The organism is Mucilaginibacter sp. 3215 (assembly GCF_050433785.1).
Lineage (GTDB): Bacteria > Bacteroidota > Bacteroidia > Sphingobacteriales > Sphingobacteriaceae > Mucilaginibacter.
In genome coordinates, this window is the sequence record NZ_JBNPWO010000009.1 from 39,011 (window position 1) to 55,575 (window position 16,565).

Here is a 16,565-nt window from a genome sequence, read left to right on the forward strand (position 1 = left end):
TAAAGCCTTTACGCAGCAAAACAGTTAAATGATACAAAATAAAAAAAATTCTGCCCGGATTATTTGCTGTAGTAATCAAAAAAAGCCGGTACCCTCAATGCGGGCACCGGCAACGTAATAAAACAATAAAAAGTAGTTAATTCGTTTTTTTCAAATTGTATTGAACAGTTAACGTATCGCCGTTGCTGTTGCGCTGCATTTGAAATACGTTACCATCATAATAATATTGGTAAACACCTTTAAGATGAAATTTTTTGACACCCGGTACTACTGCCGATGAATCATTAAACTGGATATAGTAACCGTTGTACACAAATGCTCCGTAACTTGCCACATGTTTCCTGGTGTCGGTAGCTACTTTAAACAATGATGCCGCGGTAAGTTTTAAAGCTATCGTATCACGAATGGTATCATAACCGGTACCGGTTGTTTTTTTAACCAGCGCACCAAATGTACCGGTAAAATTGCCCTGTGGTTGAGCAACCGGAACAACCTCATTTTTAGGAGAGCAGGCTACGCCTAATGTTAACAATAATGGAAGCAGGTAAAATAAATTACGTTTCATATAATCTTATCTCGTTATCAATTTTTAACCATTACGCATGTTTTTAATTAAACGCTACAAACGGGCTGCATTATTTTACAGTTTTTTTGCCTCGTCCCAAAAAACATCCATCTCGGCCAGGCTCATGTCATGCAGTTGTTTGCCATTTTCCTGCGCTTTACGCTCCAGGTATTGAAAGCGCTTAATGAATTTTTTATTGGTTTTTTCGAGGGCGTTTTCCGGGTTGATATTAATAAAACGGGCGTAATTGATCAGTGAAAACAGCAGGTCGCCAAATTCGGCTTCGGCCCTTTCATGGTCGATGGTGCTTTCATCTTCGGCATTGAATTCGTTTTTAAACTCCTGCATCTCTTCCTCAACTTTTGCCCAAACCTGGCTTTTCTCCTCCCAGTCAAACCCAACGCCTCGTGCCTTTTCCTGTATACGCGATGCTTTTACCAATGCTGGTAAGGAAGCTGGTACGCCGCCCAAAACCGATTTGTTGCCCTCTTTAAGCTTGATCTGTTCCCAGTTGCGTTTTACATCTTCCTCGTTCTGTACTTCTATATCACCATAAATATGCGGGTGGCGGTTGATGAGCTTGTCGCAAACGCTGTTCAAAACATCGGTAATGGTAAAGTCGTTGGTTTCGGAAGCTATTTTGGCATAAAAAACCAGGTGCAGCATAATATCGCCAATCTCTTTTTTTATTTCGGGCATATCGCCGCCTAAAATGGCATCGCTTAACTCGTAGGTTTCTTCAATGGTAAGATGGCGCAGGCTCTCGAGCGTTTGCTTTTTGTCCCATGGGCAATTGGCCCGCAGGTCGTCCATAATAATGAGTAACCTGTCGAACGCGATGGAGGCGGTAGGGGCAGTTTCAGGGGCTTTTAAAGGCATAAATTATTTATAATGAATACTTATGCTGCAAAGGTATGATAACATCTTTAATGAAAACTTACTGTATCATTAATTTTAAACTAACATTAATTAATTTTATTAGCCAATTGTTAATGCTACCTATAAGCACAATTTATCATGAAAAAAACTTACCTGTTTATCCTCCTTTTCGTTTCGATAATTAAAGCTGGTTATGCTCAACAGCAGCCTGCCGGCGATGTGGCCAACAGTACTTTTAGCCAGCCTCAACCATTCCTGTTTACAGTCAGCACACTTAATCCGCAAGGCCGCAACTGGAGCCTAAATTACTCGGGCGGATATGGTGAGCGCACTGTTACACCGCTTGGTTTTGATGGTGTTGATCAAAATTTTTTGGCCAAGGGGTATCTGGGCAATAAGTTTACCTTAATGGCCATGCTGGGTACAGGTTTTAGTAATAACGGCGGTGTGCGTACCCTGCAGCAAGCCGAGGTACTACGTGATTTTATTGGCGGCACTCAACCTATGGGTTTCAGGGCAGGGGCAAGCCTTGGTTTCAGAAGGGAGTTTAACAGTGATGCTGTAGCGTTCAGCCGTATAACCGCGGCATATGAGGTGTCAAAATGGAAGCTTGGCGCTAATCTTCGCTTTGAAAAAGCGTTTTCAATCCACCGCGATGGTTTGGATTTAATCACCAGCGTTGGTGTGCACCGTCATATCTCGGGCCAGCTTTTCGGCGGTTTTGAAGCGGTAGGGCAGGACCTGGAAGGTTTTTGGGAAGCCGATGAAGCTGAAGGCGGTGCCCGTTTATTGATCGGCCCATCGTTAAATTACGCTCCTGTAAATTCGCGGCTGGCGTTTTCACTTTGTGGCGGCCCCATTATTTACGCTACCCGCAGCGCGGCAACCCAGGGCCAGTTTGCTTATCGCGAATTGCCAACTACCAATGGTTTCACACTGAAATTCAATGTAGGCTTCCGGTTTTTATAGCAGGAAGATTAAAGTTTTACTGCCCTGAGCATTTCGCGTTTGCCGGGTGCTCCGGGTGCTTTCTCTATTTTAAAGCCCTGGCTTTTGAGCATACGTTTCAGGTTGCCGGTGATAGCATAGGTAACAAACACACCACCCGGTTTTAAAAAGCTAACGGTGTGACCGATGGCTTCTTCATCCCACATTTCGGGTTGATGGGCTGCGGCAAAGGCGTCGAAATAGATAATATCAAACTGCTCGTCTGTTTTAAAATTCAGCAGCTTGCTGTGCGCGATATATAGCTGGTTTGTGGTACCGATTTGAACTTTACCTGTTAATGCAGCAGAATAATTATTGTTGAATTGTTCCCATAACAGCACAGGAATGTATTGCCGGTAGCCGGTTTGTGCCATCATTTCGGCGCTTAAGGGGTAAGCTTCGATACCGGTGTAATCAAGTTTTATTTGCCTGCCGGTACATGCATCGGCAGTTAACAGAAAGTTGAGCCCGGTGCCGAAACCAACTTCGAGGATATTTACCCCGCCGGTGTTATTCCGCTCCAGGAAATATTGTAAGCCCGATTTAACAAATACATGCAAGGTCTCCTGCAAAGCCCCGTGGCGCGAGTGGTAATGCTCACCTACTTCGGCATTGTAAATGGTATTGGAGCCGTCGGCTGTGGTGACTATGGTTAGTTGGGCCATGGACGTTGTTATATATGCTATGATATAAAGCGTCATTGCGAGGTACGAAGCAATCGCGAACAGTACAGAGAGACTTGTATAGCCGCTCTGCTTATCGGGGATTGCTTCGTACCTCGCAATGACGATATTTTTGATAATTATTAGTGCACCTCTTTCATCATCTCTGTCACCACCTCACCCAGGTCATAAACCGGTACGGCATTTATCGCAGCCGAAACAATACTAACACCGGCAGCCGAACGATAGCCTGCAGCGCAATGCACCACGACAGGCTTATCGGCAGGGATCTCACTAACACGTTCGCGCAGTTCGGGCAAAGGTATACTAATGGCATTTTTAAAGACCTTGCCTGCCGCAACTTCTGCCTGATTACGTACATCAACTATCGTGTAATCATTTTCATTTGCCCTGAAGGCGTCCAAATCAAGATCGGCGGATACTTCATTGGCGTTTACAGGCGTTAACAATGCGCCTTTGATATTTTGTTCGTAACCAATTTTGGCTGCTTTTTTAATCAGGGTGTCAAGCTTATCATCATTTTCGGCAATGAGGTAAAACTGCTCATCAGGGCCGATAATGGAACCCAGCCAGGTTTCAAATTTTTCACCATCCTGCAGGTTAATAGCGCCATGCAGGTGGCCGCTCCTGAACTGTGCTTTGGGACGGCCATCAACTACTAAAATATCAGCCTCCAAAGCGTTGCCTTCCTCCATACGGGGTACAGCAGTAATGCTGTCCTCAAAACCTGGTACACCATTTTTATTCAACAGCACATCACGGCCAAAGTATTTGGGCATAAAAGGCTGATCGGTGGTAAGCGTTTTAACAAATTCCAGCTCATCCATCAGTTGTAAGGCATAATTTTCACGCAGTTCGCGGCCAATGGTGCTTTCCAGCTCGGGGCTCATGTTTTTACCGCATAACGAGCCCGGGCCGTGCGCCGGGTAAACCACCACGTTTTTGGGCAGGGTCATGAGTTTTTGCCGGGTGCTTTGAAACATCTGGCGGGCAAGTTCCTCTTTTTTTGCAGTAATGTTACCCACATTTTCCCGCAGGTCCGGTCGGCCTACATCCCCAACAAATAGTGTATCGCCGGTAAAGATGGCGGTTTCTCGGCCTTCTTCATCTACCAGTAAAATACAGATAGAATCGGGCGAGTGACCGGGAGTATTGATGGCTTTTAGTTTAATATCGTTAAGCTGGATAACGTCGCCGTCGTCAAAGGTTTCGTGCGGATATGTTGCGCCGGTTAACTTGCTGCAATAAATTACAGCGCCTGTGGTTTCATGAATTTCAAGGTGCGAGCTTACAAAATCGGCATGTGGGTGGGTTTCGATAACACCTACAATATCGGCATCGTGCTGGGCCGCAAAATCATAATAAGGCTGCGGGTTACGGGCCGGGTCAATAACTATCATTTTGCCCGTACGGATCACGGCATATGAACCATGCGCCAGGCCTTTATCGTAAAATTGTTGAATGATCATATTTTGCCTGCAAAGATAATGCTTAGGCGGAATGTTTTATTTGTGCAATGTTTGAGTGGTGTAAATATTGATCGCTTTGTGTAAATCTGTAAAGCATATTATCTACATAAATAGTTAAATTTGAATATGACAGCAATGGATATAGCCGCCAGTAAAGGAGAAATACGTTTTGATGAAATAAGAAAATGGATCGGCAGTAAAATGCTGAAAATAGATTAATTACTAAATTGCCTCAAATGGTGGTCAACATGTTTATAAGCTAACTGACCCATTTGTTCCCTGGTCATTTTGCCAAAAAAAGTATGCTCAAAATCTGTTTTTGAAGTTTTGCCATATTCCTCAACCAGTTCAATCCATCGTTTTTTTTGTGCTTCTATGTCGCCTCCAGCTTCCGTTACTTTACATTGCGGAACTGTAGGATTATTCTTTGCCAGTGGAGCATCATCCTTCAGCATACCTTTCAGCGCCACTTTGCCAAACAAGCGACCAATAAACGCTCGTTTATACGTTTTTTTGCCCAGGTACATTTCGTCCGAAAGAGTGCAATGTTTCAGCATTTGATAAACATTCATTTTACCCCATTGTGGCTGGCTGTTTTCGTTAATTAAATTGATGCGGGTTATGAGGCCATCCCGGGTTTCCTTATCAAATATTGTTTTCATTGTTTTAGAGCGTTTACGGTCATAAAGCTACTGCGAATTACAAAACAAACACAGGGGTTTTTGAGCCATAAACAGGGAGGATTTACGCCAGTAAAATAACTCGTAAACCAAACAGGTCCGGTTGCACAACCGGGCCTGTGATAAAAAAACTCCCGCTTACCAGATCTTAGTTCTGTCTTCAGGTTTTTTATACATTTTATCGCCGGGTTTCACGTCAAATGCTTTGTACCATGCGTTGATATTGGTTATGGGCGCATTGGTGCGGAACTGCTCGGGCGAGTGCGGGTCGGTCAGGATCCGTTGCGCTGCCGACTCAGGAGTTTGTGATGAACGCCATACCTGTGCCCACGACAAAAAGAACCGCTGATCGGGTGTAAAGCCATCAATGGTATTGGCCGACTGGCCTTGTTTGGTTTTGCTGAATGCCTCGTAAGCAATGTTCAAACCACCAAGGTCGGCAAGGTTTTCGCCAAGGGTAAGTTTGCCATTTACGTGCAGGGTATCAAGAACGGTAAATGAATTGTATTGTTTAACCACCTGGTCGGCGCGCGATTTAAATTTATCGGCATCTTCTTTGGTCCACCAATCGCGCAGTGTGCCGTCGGCATCGTACTGACGGCCCTGGTCGTCAAAGCCGTGAGTCATTTCATGGCCTATTACTGCGCCAATGCCGCCGTAGTTAACGGCGTCATCAGCCTTAAAATCAAAGAACGGGAATTGAAGGATCCCGGCCGGGAACACAATTTCGTTATTAGTTGGGTTATAATAAGCGTTAACGGTTGGCGGTGTCATTCCCCAGCGGGTTTTATCAACAGGTTTGCCTAAACGGCTAACGTTAAAATTATAGCGCCATTTTCCGAGAGCGCGCAAATTGCCGAAATAATCATCGCGATTAATCACTATACCATCGTACTTTTCCCAGTTATCAGGGTAGCCGATCTTTACCATAAAGGCATTAAGTTTTTTAAGCGCGCGTTCTTTGGTTGCCGGGCTCATCCAGTCAAGGCGTTTAATCCGATCGCCGAGGGTTTCCTTAAGATTATTCACCAAATCAACCATGTATTGTTTAGCGGCAGGTGTGAAGTATTTTTCAACAAAAAGCTGCCCAAGTAATTCGCCGAGGGTAGCATCAACAAGGGTACTCAAACGTTCGGTACGTGGTGTTTGCACTTTTTGACCACTCAGTGCACTGTTGAAAGCAAAACTGGCATTAACAAAGTCCGAGCTTAATGCATAGGCAGATCCCCTGAGCATATTCCAGCGCAAGTATACTTTCAACTTGGCAATCGGAGTAGCCGCAAATAAGGAGTCGGTGGCTCTGAAAAACGACGGCTGACCAACAATGATACTGTCCTGGCCACCAGCGTGAAGGGCCGGTAATATTTTCGACCATTTTAGGTGTGGAGTCTGTTTTTCAAAATCAGTGATCAGAAATTTGTTGTAAGTAACGTGCGGATCGCGCATAGCTACGCGGCTTAATTGTGCTTTTGCCCATGTATATTCCAGGTCGTAAACTATAGCGGCGTTTTTGGCTGCTTCATCGGCATTGCTGCCGCTAAGCATGAACAGTGTTACAGCCAGCTTTTTCAAAGCCTCCTGTGCCTTTTTTGAACGCGGATCGTTTTTGAGGTAGTAATCCCTGTCGGGGAGGTTAGTGCCGCCCTGGCCAAGGGTTATTACATATTTGTTTACATTCTTTTCGTCCTGCTCAACCCCAAACCTGAAAATCAGCGCCCCAACTGCGTTAACGCGTTCATAAATGAGTTCATTAATAAAATCATCCAGGTTTTTTATCTGATCTATGCGTTGAAGCCCAGGTTTAATGGGATCATAGCCACGTTTTTCGATAGTTAGGCTATCCATACCACTGGCATACAAATCTCCCACAAGTTGTTTCAGGCTGCCTTTGGGTTGCGACGCTGAGGTCTGGCTTACTTCATTCAGCAAGCCGATGAGCCTATCTGTATTTTCCTGGCGCAGGATATGGAAACTACCCCAGCGGGTTTCTTTAGCAGGAATACCGTTTTGTTTTAGCCAGCCGCCATTGGCATATTCAAAAAAATCATCGCCGGGCTTTACGCTCAGGTCCATGTTGGCGGGATCGATAAATTTTTTAGGAGGGGCGGAGGTTTTGTGCCTGGATTTTGCGGGTTTTGGGCCATCTACAGCAAACACATTTACCGACATGCCAAGGCAGGCAGCCAGTAATAAACAGTTAAACTTTAATTTCATGTCAATACTTAAAAATTAAAGTTAATAAATAGCGGGTATTAAACACAAGTGGCCGGGGGCAGGCCTTTAGTGATTGAACCAGTTAATGATGGCCTCGAGTTTTGTTTTTTTCAAAATATCAAGCCAGAAACGGTGTAAGGGTATTGTTTTCATGACAATTTGAATGTTACATATATAATAACTTGTTAATTGTAAAAATATTGTGGGAGTGGGATTGTTCATGGTTGATAGTGTTGGTTTGGTGGCTGGTGGTTCATCGTTTTGTCTGAATCGGAATTTTCTGAATTAAAGAAATAATAGAATGCTGAGTAAATTCAATAAATTCTTAAAATTAGTTTAATTCGAGTTCAGACAATGGCATTGCCGGCGGCACGGGCTGTACGCTCATACGCCTGCAGGCATTACGCTCGTTAGCAGGTATCCGCTCCCATCCCTAATGCGGCCTCCGCTGTTATCCCTCTATAAACAATTGGATCAAACCTATCTTCGACCATGAACCATGATCTATGAACAATGAACTACCTTCCCGCTCAAAACCATGATCCATCAACCATGAACCAGCATAAAAAAATCCCCCAACCTTTGGCTATGAACCGTTAACTATCGTATTTTTGCGCGTTATGAGTATTGCTAAAACATATATCCCAAAGGAAACCGAAGAAAAATGGTACAGTTACTGGTTGCAGCACGGCTTTTTTAAGTCGGTGCCTGATGAGCGTGAGCCTTACACTATAGTCATTCCGCCGCCAAATGTTACCGGGGTTTTGCACATGGGCCACATGCTTAACAATACCATACAGGACGTGCTGATTCGCCGCGCCCGTATGAAAGGCAAAAACGCCTGCTGGGTTCCCGGTACCGACCACGCCAGTATTGCCACCGAAGCCAAAGTTGTTGCCATGCTTAAAGAGCGCGGTATCAGCAAAAAAGACCTTACCCGTGAGGAGTTTTTAACCTACGCCTGGGAATGGAAGGAAAAATACGGCGGTATTATCCTGGAGCAGCTTAAAAAATTAGGCGCCTCCTGCGATTGGGACCGTACCAAATTTACCATGGACGAGAACCTTTCGGAAGCGGTTATTGATACGTTTATCCATCTGTATAAAAAAGGATTAATCTACCGCGGTATCCGCATGATCAACTGGGACCCGCAAGGCAAAACCGCGGTAAGTGATGAGGAAGTAATCCGTAAAGAGGTTAATCAGAAGCTCTTTTATATTAAGTACAAAGTCGTAAATCCGAAGTCGGAAGTTGAAAGTCAAGAGGCGACTTCAGATTTCTTAACCATCGCTACCACCCGGCCGGAAACCATTATGGCTGATGCAGCTATCTGTATCAATCCTAATGACGAGCGTTACATGCACCTGCACGGTAAAAAGGTTTATATCCCGCTGATCAACCGTGAAATACCGGTGATATTGGATGATTATGTGACTATGGATTTTGGTACCGGCTGTTTGAAGGTTACCCCTGCACACGATTTAAATGACTACGAACTGGGCCAGCGTCATAACCTGCCAGTTATTGATATCCTGAATGACGACGGCACCCTGAGCGAAAAGGCGCAGATACTGGTTGGTGAAGACCGTTTTGCCGCCCGTAAAAAAATAGCCGTGTTGCTGGAAGAAGCCGGCGTACTGGAAAAAGTTGAAGAATATAAATCTCAGGTTGGTTTCAGTGAACGTACCAACGCGGTTATTGAGCCAAAACTATCCATGCAATGGTTTTGCAAGATGGGGGAGATGGCTAAGCCTGCTTTGGATTATGTACTGAACGGCGAAATAAAACTGATCCCCGAAAAGTTTGTGAACACTTACCGCCATTGGATGGAGAATGTACGCGACTGGAACATCAGCCGCCAGCTGTGGTGGGGACAGCAGATCCCGGCATGGTATTTACCTACAGGCGAGTTTGTAATTGCCAAAAACGCCGAAGAAGCGTTAAAGGAAGCACAACTTAAAAACCCTGCACTTACCGCTGCCGACCTTACCCAGGACGAAGACGTAGTTGATACCTGGTTTTCATCTTGGTTATGGCCCATCTCGGTATTTGACGGTTTTAAGGATCCGAACAATGCTGATATAAATTATTACTATCCAACCAATGATTTGGTTACCGCACCGGAGATCCTGTTTTTCTGGGTTGCCAGGATGATCATGGCCGGCCATGAGTTTAGGGGCGAAGTACCATTCAGGAACGTATACCTTACCGGTATCGTGAGGGATAAGCAAGGTCGTAAAATGTCAAAGCAATTGGGCAACTCTCCCGACCCGCTTGACCTGATAGCTCAATACGGTGCCGACGGCGTACGTGTAGGCATGCTGCTATGCTCGCCTGCAGGTAACGATTTGATGTTTGACGAAAGCTACTGTAAACAAGGCAGCGGCTTTGCCAACAAAATATGGAACGCCTTTAAACTGGTAAAAGGCTGGGAAGTTAATGAAAGCCTTGCCAACCCTAACGGCGTAGCCATTGAATGGTTTGCCAACAGGTTTAACCAGGCGCTAACCGAAATTGAAGCTAACTTTGCCCAATACCGTTTATCAGAAGCCTTAATGGATACCTATAAACTGGTATGGGATGATTTTTGCGCGTGGTACCTGGAGATGATCAAGCCTGCCTATCAGCATCCTATTGATAAGGCTACTTATGCAGCTACTATTCAATTCTTTGAAAATATTTTGAAGGTATTGCACCCTTTTATGCCGTTCCTTACCGAAGAATTATGGCATGATGAACTGTTTGGCGAACGCACCGAAACTGACTGCTGTATTGTAGCGCAATTGCCCGCTATTGGGGAAATTAATTCACGTCTGTTAAATGAAACAGAGCTTGTTAAAGATGTGGTAACCAACATCAGGAACACCCGCAAAACAAAACAAATTTCTGACAAAGAGCCGCTTGAGTTATTTGTTAAATCAAATTCAGGGATCAATTACGACCAGTATGAAGCTATCATTGCAAGGCTTGCCAACATCAGCAAGTTTGAATCAGTAGCCGATAAAGTTGAAGGGGCTATTAATTTCTTAGCCTCAACAGATGAGTTTTATATTCCGTTCAGCGAAGAAATTGACCCTGTTGCCGAGTGTGCGAAACTGAAAAAAGAGCAGGAATACCTGTTAGGTTTCCTGAAATCGGTTAATGCAAAATTGGGTAACGAACGGTTTATGGCCAATGCAAAACCCGAGATTATTGAGGTGGAGCAAAAGAAAAAGGCTGATGCCGAAGCCAAATTAACCATCATTGAAGAAAACTTAGCAGCTTTGGCTTGCTAATTGCAGAACTTACCGGCTTTGCGTAACAAGCTACCGTACAGTATTTTGATAGCTGTACGGTGGCCTGTCCATTGCAGGGCCAATGTTAAGTTCTGAATATGAGTAATAAAGTAAGTTTTTTTAACTTATCAATTTATAAGATTTTGTCGAAGGAGCAATCGTTCCTTGACCAGGCCCGGATTCGTTTATTGTATTATGGGTTCTTCCTTATTTTTGTTGCCCTTGGGGCACTTTACCTGAACGTTTATTTCCAAAACCAAAAAATGCTTGCTGATACCGCCCTGTTTTTGATGGGAGCGGTAGTGGTATTATTTAAGTATTTAACCTGGCGGCCCGACTGGCGCAGCGCAGCACATGCCCTGCTTATTGTGGGTACCCTTGTTAATACCAGCCTGGTTTATGCCTCTATGCAAACGGTAAATATCATTACCGTGCAGGTAATTATAATCGTGATCGTATTCAGCTACTATATGCTCGGCCAGCAATGGGGGCTCATGTACTCGTTGCTTAATACAGTACCGGTTTTGGTATTTATGATCATTGAATACAACAGCGGGTACATTATTAGTATAAAGCCTAACAAAGTTGATCAGTCTACCATTATCATCAGCCTGTTTGCCAATTTTATATTGCTTATTTTTATCCATAGCCATTTTTACACTGCTTTCTTAAAAAACATCAGGCACCTTAAAAATAGCAGCAGGGAGCAGGCCCGGCTTTACAATAAGATGGAAACGGCTATTGAAAAGGCAGAGAAATCGGCCCAGGCCAAATCAGAGTTCCTGTCAACCATGTCGCATGAAATCCGTACGCCGTTAAACGCGGTGATCGGGATGAGTAATTTGCTGATGATGAGCAATCCGCGGCCCGACCAGCGGGAGAACATCGAAATTCTCAAGTTTTCGGCCAATAACCTGTTAGCCATTGTTAATGACGTGCTTGATTTCAGCAAAATTGAGTCGGGGAAGGTAGTATTTGAAAATATCCGCTTCAACCTTGTTGAGCTGATGAACAATATTTGCGGCGGGCAAATACTGAAGGCCGAAGAGAAAGGCCTGCTTTTTAAGCTTGATGTTGATAGCTCATTGAGGGATAAGGTGCTTTTTGGCGATCCTACCCGCATAACCCAAATCATTTTTAACCTGGTTAGCAATGCTATAAAATTTACTCCCCAGGGAAACATATGGGTAAGGGTTACTTGTGTGGAAGACCGGCATAACACCGTTACCGTTAACTTTTCGGTAAGGGATACAGGCATCGGTATCGAAAAAGAAAACCTTGAAAGTATATTTGAACCGTTTACGCAGGAATCTTTAGCTACTACCCGCGAGTATGGCGGCACAGGGCTTGGCCTGGCCATAGTTAAGCGTTTGCTTGAGCTGCAGGAAGTGCAAATGACCGTTAACAGTACAATGGGGCGCGGATCAGAGTTTTCATTCCATATGGAATTTCCTGTATCTACAGAAGCATTGCCTGTTGCAGTAACCACTGCTCCCGAAGCTAAACAATTTTCAGAAAACCCGCTGGCCTGTTTACGTGTACTTATTGCCGAAGATAACATGGTTAATGTGATGCTGATGAAGAAACTGCTGAGCAAGTGGAGCATCAACCCAACCATTGCCGAAAACGGGGAACGGGCAGTTGAGTTTATGCAGTACGGCAATTTTGATATTATATTAATGGACCTCCAGATGCCGGTGATGAACGGCTTTGACGCAGCTAAAGAGATCCGTAAAATGGCCGATCCTAAAAAATCAGGCATACCGATCATCGCGCTTACAGCTTCCGCACTTTTTGATATCAAAGAACAGGTATACGAAGCCGGCATGAATGATTATGTATCCAAGCCATTTAAACCGGATGAACTGCTGGAGAAGCTTAATAATTATACATTGAACAGGGTGGGGTGAGCCCCACCCAAACCCTCCCTGGAAGGGAGGGCTATGCCATTGTTGGTGTTGTCACCAACAATTCCCAATCCTCTTTTAATCACGTTATTTCATATTACTATATTAAGCTCCCGGTTGCTTATTTAATGCTATAACTGCGTGGAGTAGAGTTGTTGGTGACAACACCAACAACGGCCAGCGCTCACCTAATGGCCTATTTATTCAACTTATCCCCCTCCTTAATCACCGCCTGGTTTACTTCCCTTACTCTTTCGATCTCCATTTTTTCAACGGCCCTGTCGTAGGTTAAAACGCCGTTTACTTCGTGTTCAACGTCGGTGGTTTGGGTATATATGGCAACGCTCAATCCTTTATATTTCATAAGCTGTTCTACTTCATCCAGCAAAAAAGCATAACGGTCGGTAAGTCTGGCTTTGGTTGGCTCGTAGTCATAGGCATCGTTATGCACCGGCCACATATGACCGCGAACAAACAGGCCAACGCCGCCAAATTCGCCCAGCGAGGCCGCCCGGTGGCTATCAGGAACGGAAGCACCGTAAGGGCCAACATAAATATGTGTATCCACGTAATCGCCATTGCCCGGATCGCCATACGGTTTTTGATAGCTGGGATTATTGTTAAAGCCCGAATTGCCATTAACTAATCGCGACGGATCATATTGTTTAACCCAATTGGTTATGTTTTTTACATCAAAAGCACCCCAGTTTTCATTGAAAGGCACCCATGTAATAATGGAAGGCGAGTTATAATGATCGTCGATTATGGCTTTTAACTCCTGCCTGTAAACGCGCCTGTTCTTAGTAGTATCTTCATTCTGATACCATATAGCGGGCATATCCTGCCAAACCAATAAGCCCATTTTATCGGCCCAATAATAAAAACGCTGCGGCTCGGTTTTCATGTGCTTACGGATGAGGTTGTAGCCCGCTTTTTTGGTGTATTCTATATCAAATTTAAGGGCTTCTTCCGTAGGTGCGGTTAAAACCCCGTCGGGCCAGTACCCCTGGTCAAGCAGGCCAAGCTGCATGATGAATTTACCGTTAATAAGCGGACGGATCACGCCGTTAAGCTTACCCAATTTAATATCACGCATGCCAAAATAGCTTTTAACCTCGTCGGCTTCGCTGCCATCAGTATTGTATAGGGTAAGCTTCAGATCATACAAAAACGGAAAGTTTGGTGTCCATAAAACGGGGTTATCTATCGGCAAATAGAAATATGATCCGGCGGCCGCATTAACCTGCGACACCTCTTTGCCGTTGTTTAAGGCAACTGCTTTGATCTTGCCCGCGCCTGCAGCGTTAACAAATACTTTTAAGCGTTTACCTTCCACGTCTGGCAGCAAGCGGATGTTTTTAATATATGATTCATTTACAGGCTCCAGCCAAACAGTTTGCCAAATCCCCGACGAAAAAGTATAATCGCCACGAGGGCCGTTCTTGCCCGATGGTGTTTTACCGTCATTGGGGTCATGAGCAGCAACAATAAGGGTATTGCTGCCTTTTTTAAGATATGAGGTAATGTCAAAGCCGAAAGAATCGTACCCGCCCGAGTGCGAACCTACTTTTTTACCATTCACAAAAATAGTGGCATCATGATCAACTGCTCCGAAATGAATAATGACGTGTTTGTTTTGCCATTTTTCGGGTACTTCAAAACTTCGGCGGTACCACATATTAATCTCCTGTTTACGCTGCACGCCAGACAATACCGATTCAGGGCAATAAGGCACCAGTATTTTATCCGACTTGTCATTAAAAGATACGGGCGTTTGAGGGTTCAGGGCATTAGGCGCGTTTTTACCACCCTGGTAATCCCATTTACCGTTTAAGCACAACCAGTCATTACGCTGTAGCTGGGGACGGGGATATTCTGATAAAGGTATTTCGGCCTGCATGGCAGTGTTTGTCCATTGGGTGGGGAGTTTAGCTTCCTGGGCAGATGCGGCGCATCCGTATAATACAGCGGCCAAAAGCAGGGCTTTTGCTTTGAGATAGGCGTTCATAAGGTAATGTTATAATTGATGAGGTTATGAACGCCAAAATAGGGAATTGATAACTGTTATCATAACATTTTATAATCTGAATCAGAATTTATAGAATTTAAGAATTAACAGAATGTCGGGCATATGTGATCGTCTTAGAAAATCTGCTATCTGGCGAAAAGGGGAACTTGATCCAGTAGTCTATCGACTAATGACCAAGTTTTAAAAATCTCCCCGAATTACTGTTCAGATAACTATTTTCGCTAATCCTAAAATTCTGTAAATTCTGATTCAGACACTCTTCACATACCCTGGCAACTCTTCAATAAACTGGTAAGTACATTTTTCGTGGTCGATAGTACAATAATAATGCTGCAAACCGTTGCTAACCGCCAGCAGGGATACTTTATGAACCATATTATACCGGGCAATCTGATCGAATGTCTTTTGGTCGATAGTTACAGATGGTGCTTTACATTCAACCATTAAAATTCGCTGTCCGGACGGGTTAAATACCACTATGTCGGTACGTTTTTGCAGGGTGTTGAGCTTAAGGCCGCCTTCCAGCTTAATTAATGAGCGGGGGTAGTTTTTTTGTTTGATAAGGTATTGTACAAAATGCTGGCGTACCCACTCTTCGGGTGTAATGATGATGGTTTTCTTACGGATCTCGTCAAAAAGCGTTAATGTTCCGTTATCGTCGCTTATTTTAAAAGGGTAGGGTGGCAGATTAAGCGGTTGGAGCATTTTTGAAAAGTCTGAAGTATTAATTTATGAGCCCTAAGTTGGGCATCAAAATTAATAAATATATCATTGGGCATTGGCTAAATAAAAATACATTCCACTTTTGACTTTCGACTTAGTACTTTTGACTGCGAAATATGACTGCTGCCGAGATATTAAAGGACCTTAAGAACCGTAAGTTTAAACCGCTGTACCTGTTGCATGGGGAGGAACCTTATTTTATCGACCTGGTAAGCAATTACATTGAGCATCACTTGTTGCCCGAGCACGAACGCGGCTTTAACCAAACCGTAGTGTATGGTAAGGATACTGATATCATGACTGTGCTCAATGCCGCCAAGCGTTACCCCATGATGGCCGATTACCAGGTGGTGCTGGTAAAAGAGGCACAGGACATGAAATGGGGCAAGGATGATGATAACAAGAAAAGCATCGACCCTGTATTGAGCTATCTCGAAAATCCGCTGCCAAGTACTATTCTTGTTTTTTGCTATAAGTACGGCAAATTTGATAAGCGTAAAAAAACCTACAAGGCCATTGAAAAGAATGGGCTTATTTTTGAATCGGCTACTTTATATGATAACAAAGTGCCGGCCTGGGTTGAAGGTTATGTAAGTGAGAAGGGCTACAAAATGAACCAGCAGGGATCGGCCATGATTGCCGAGTACCTGGGTAACGACCTGGCTAAAATTGCCAACGAACTCGAAAAACTGATGCTGAACGTTAGCGCCGGGCAGGAGATTACCCTGAAGCATATCCAGGATAACATAGGTATCAGCAAGGAGTACAATGTATTTGAGCTGCAAACGGCCCTCACCAAAAAAGATGCTTACAAGGTAAACCAGATCATCAATTATTTTGAAGCCAATCCCAAATCAAATCCCATTGTTTTGGTGCTCGGCAACCTGAATAACTTTTTCAGCAAGGTGCTGGTGTACCATTACGTAAAAGATAAAACCCCGCAAAACCTTGCCCGCGAAATGGGCGTTAACCCATACTTTATTAAAGATTATGAGCAGGCCGCCCGTAACTACCCGCTTGGTAAAATTTTCCAGGTGATCAGCTATCTGCGCGAGTATGATCTGAAAAGTAAAGGTGTTGAATCAAACGCGCCGCACGGTGAGTTGATGAAGGAGTTGATGTTTAAAATCCTGCATTGATACCGATTCCGATTT

General features: G+C 44.2%; 12 protein-coding genes. 4 read left to right on the forward strand and 8 right to left on the reverse strand.

Going from position 1 to position 16,565, the window contains the following annotated elements; translation table 11 throughout:
• Positions 1-136: 136 nt before the first annotated feature.
• Both ABIC84_RS15785 and mazG read right to left on the reverse strand, forming a co-directional pair.
• A complete protein-coding gene (locus tag ABIC84_RS15785) occupies positions 137-565 on the reverse strand; it encodes a hypothetical protein (RefSeq protein ID WP_429264156.1) in 429 nt (142 codons plus the stop codon).
• A 75-nt stretch (positions 566-640) separates the two neighbouring features.
• A complete protein-coding gene (gene mazG, locus ABIC84_RS15790; protein ID WP_429264157.1) occupies positions 641-1,444 on the reverse strand; it encodes a nucleoside triphosphate pyrophosphohydrolase in 804 nt (267 codons plus the stop codon).
• A gap of 138 nt (positions 1,445-1,582) precedes the next feature.
• On the opposite strand from mazG, the gene ABIC84_RS15795 reads away from it, so the two are divergent.
• Entirely contained in the window at positions 1,583-2,413 is an 831-nt protein-coding gene (locus ABIC84_RS15795) for a hypothetical protein (RefSeq protein ID WP_429264158.1), read from the forward strand.
• A gap of 8 nt (positions 2,414-2,421) precedes the next feature.
• On the opposite strand, the gene mnmD is transcribed toward ABIC84_RS15795, so the two are convergent.
• The 4 genes from mnmD to ABIC84_RS15815 form a co-directional block, all read right to left on the reverse strand.
• Positions 2,422-3,096, reverse strand: coding sequence for a tRNA (5-methylaminomethyl-2-thiouridine)(34)-methyltransferase MnmD (gene mnmD / locus ABIC84_RS15800; protein ID WP_429264159.1), 675 nt, complete (start codon positions 3,094-3,096; stop codon positions 2,422-2,424).
• Between the two features lie 140 nt (positions 3,097-3,236).
• On the reverse strand, positions 3,237-4,583 hold the full coding sequence (locus ABIC84_RS15805) for an MBL fold metallo-hydrolase (RefSeq protein WP_429264160.1): 1,347 nt from the start codon (positions 4,581-4,583) through the stop codon (positions 3,237-3,239).
• Positions 4,584-4,798: 215 nt separating this feature from the next.
• Entirely contained in the window at positions 4,799-5,245 is a 447-nt protein-coding gene (locus ABIC84_RS15810; protein WP_429264161.1) for a DUF1569 domain-containing protein, read from the reverse strand.
• Positions 5,246-5,401: 156 nt separating this feature from the next.
• On the reverse strand, positions 5,402-7,477 hold the full coding sequence (locus ABIC84_RS15815) for a M13 family metallopeptidase (protein WP_429264162.1): 2,076 nt from the start codon (positions 7,475-7,477) through the stop codon (positions 5,402-5,404).
• A 620-nt stretch (positions 7,478-8,097) separates the two neighbouring features.
• On the opposite strand from ABIC84_RS15815, the gene ABIC84_RS15820 reads away from it, so the two are divergent.
• Together ABIC84_RS15820 and ABIC84_RS15825 are read left to right on the forward strand one after the other, a co-directional pair.
• The gene (locus ABIC84_RS15820; protein ID WP_429264163.1) at positions 8,098-10,752 is read left to right on the forward strand and encodes a valine--tRNA ligase; all 2,655 of its coding nucleotides are present in this window, start codon (positions 8,098-8,100) and stop codon (positions 10,750-10,752) included.
• 143 nt (positions 10,753-10,895) lie between these two features.
• Positions 10,896-12,662, forward strand: coding sequence for an ATP-binding protein (locus tag ABIC84_RS15825; protein ID WP_429264164.1), 1,767 nt, complete (start codon positions 10,896-10,898; stop codon positions 12,660-12,662).
• A gap of 193 nt (positions 12,663-12,855) precedes the next feature.
• Here ABIC84_RS15825 and ABIC84_RS15830 read toward each other — a convergent pair whose 3' ends face one another.
• Both ABIC84_RS15830 and ABIC84_RS15835 read right to left on the reverse strand, forming a co-directional pair.
• The gene (locus ABIC84_RS15830) at positions 12,856-14,667 is read right to left on the reverse strand and encodes a glycoside hydrolase family 2 protein (RefSeq protein ID WP_429264165.1); all 1,812 of its coding nucleotides are present in this window, start codon (positions 14,665-14,667) and stop codon (positions 12,856-12,858) included.
• Positions 14,668-14,937: 270 nt separating this feature from the next.
• A complete protein-coding gene (locus ABIC84_RS15835) occupies positions 14,938-15,393 on the reverse strand; it encodes a type I restriction enzyme HsdR N-terminal domain-containing protein (RefSeq protein WP_429264166.1) in 456 nt (151 codons plus the stop codon).
• Positions 15,394-15,527: 134 nt separating this feature from the next.
• Between ABIC84_RS15835 and holA the strand changes: the two genes are divergently transcribed.
• Positions 15,528-16,550 (forward strand): DNA polymerase III subunit delta, encoded by a 1,023-nt coding sequence (holA, locus tag ABIC84_RS15840; RefSeq protein WP_176629129.1) that lies wholly within the window; start codon positions 15,528-15,530, stop codon positions 16,548-16,550.
• Positions 16,551-16,565 lie beyond the last annotated feature (15 nt).

Excerpts from the sequence above, each read along its gene's own strand:
- ABIC84_RS15785 (WP_429264156.1), bottom strand. The coding sequence starts at position 565 with ATGAAACGTAATTTATTTTACCTGCTTCCATTATTGTTAACATTAGGC.
- mazG (WP_429264157.1), bottom strand. The coding sequence starts at position 1,444 with ATGCCTTTAAAAGCCCCTGAAACTGCCCCTACCGCCTCCATCGCGTTC.
- ABIC84_RS15795 (WP_429264158.1), top strand. The coding sequence starts at position 1,583 with ATGAAAAAAACTTACCTGTTTATCCTCCTTTTCGTTTCGATAATTAAA.
- mnmD (WP_429264159.1), bottom strand. The coding sequence starts at position 3,096 with ATGGCCCAACTAACCATAGTCACCACAGCCGACGGCTCCAATACCATT.
- ABIC84_RS15805 (WP_429264160.1), bottom strand. The coding sequence starts at position 4,583 with ATGATCATTCAACAATTTTACGATAAAGGCCTGGCGCATGGTTCATAT.
- ABIC84_RS15810 (WP_429264161.1), bottom strand. The coding sequence starts at position 5,245 with ATGAAAACAATATTTGATAAGGAAACCCGGGATGGCCTCATAACCCGC.
- ABIC84_RS15815 (WP_429264162.1), bottom strand. The coding sequence starts at position 7,477 with ATGAAATTAAAGTTTAACTGTTTATTACTGGCTGCCTGCCTTGGCATG.
- ABIC84_RS15820 (WP_429264163.1), top strand. The coding sequence starts at position 8,098 with ATGAGTATTGCTAAAACATATATCCCAAAGGAAACCGAAGAAAAATGG.
- ABIC84_RS15830 (WP_429264165.1), bottom strand. The coding sequence starts at position 14,667 with ATGAACGCCTATCTCAAAGCAAAAGCCCTGCTTTTGGCCGCTGTATTA.
- ABIC84_RS15835 (WP_429264166.1), bottom strand. The coding sequence starts at position 15,393 with ATGCTCCAACCGCTTAATCTGCCACCCTACCCTTTTAAAATAAGCGAC.
- holA (WP_176629129.1), top strand. The coding sequence starts at position 15,528 with ATGACTGCTGCCGAGATATTAAAGGACCTTAAGAACCGTAAGTTTAAA.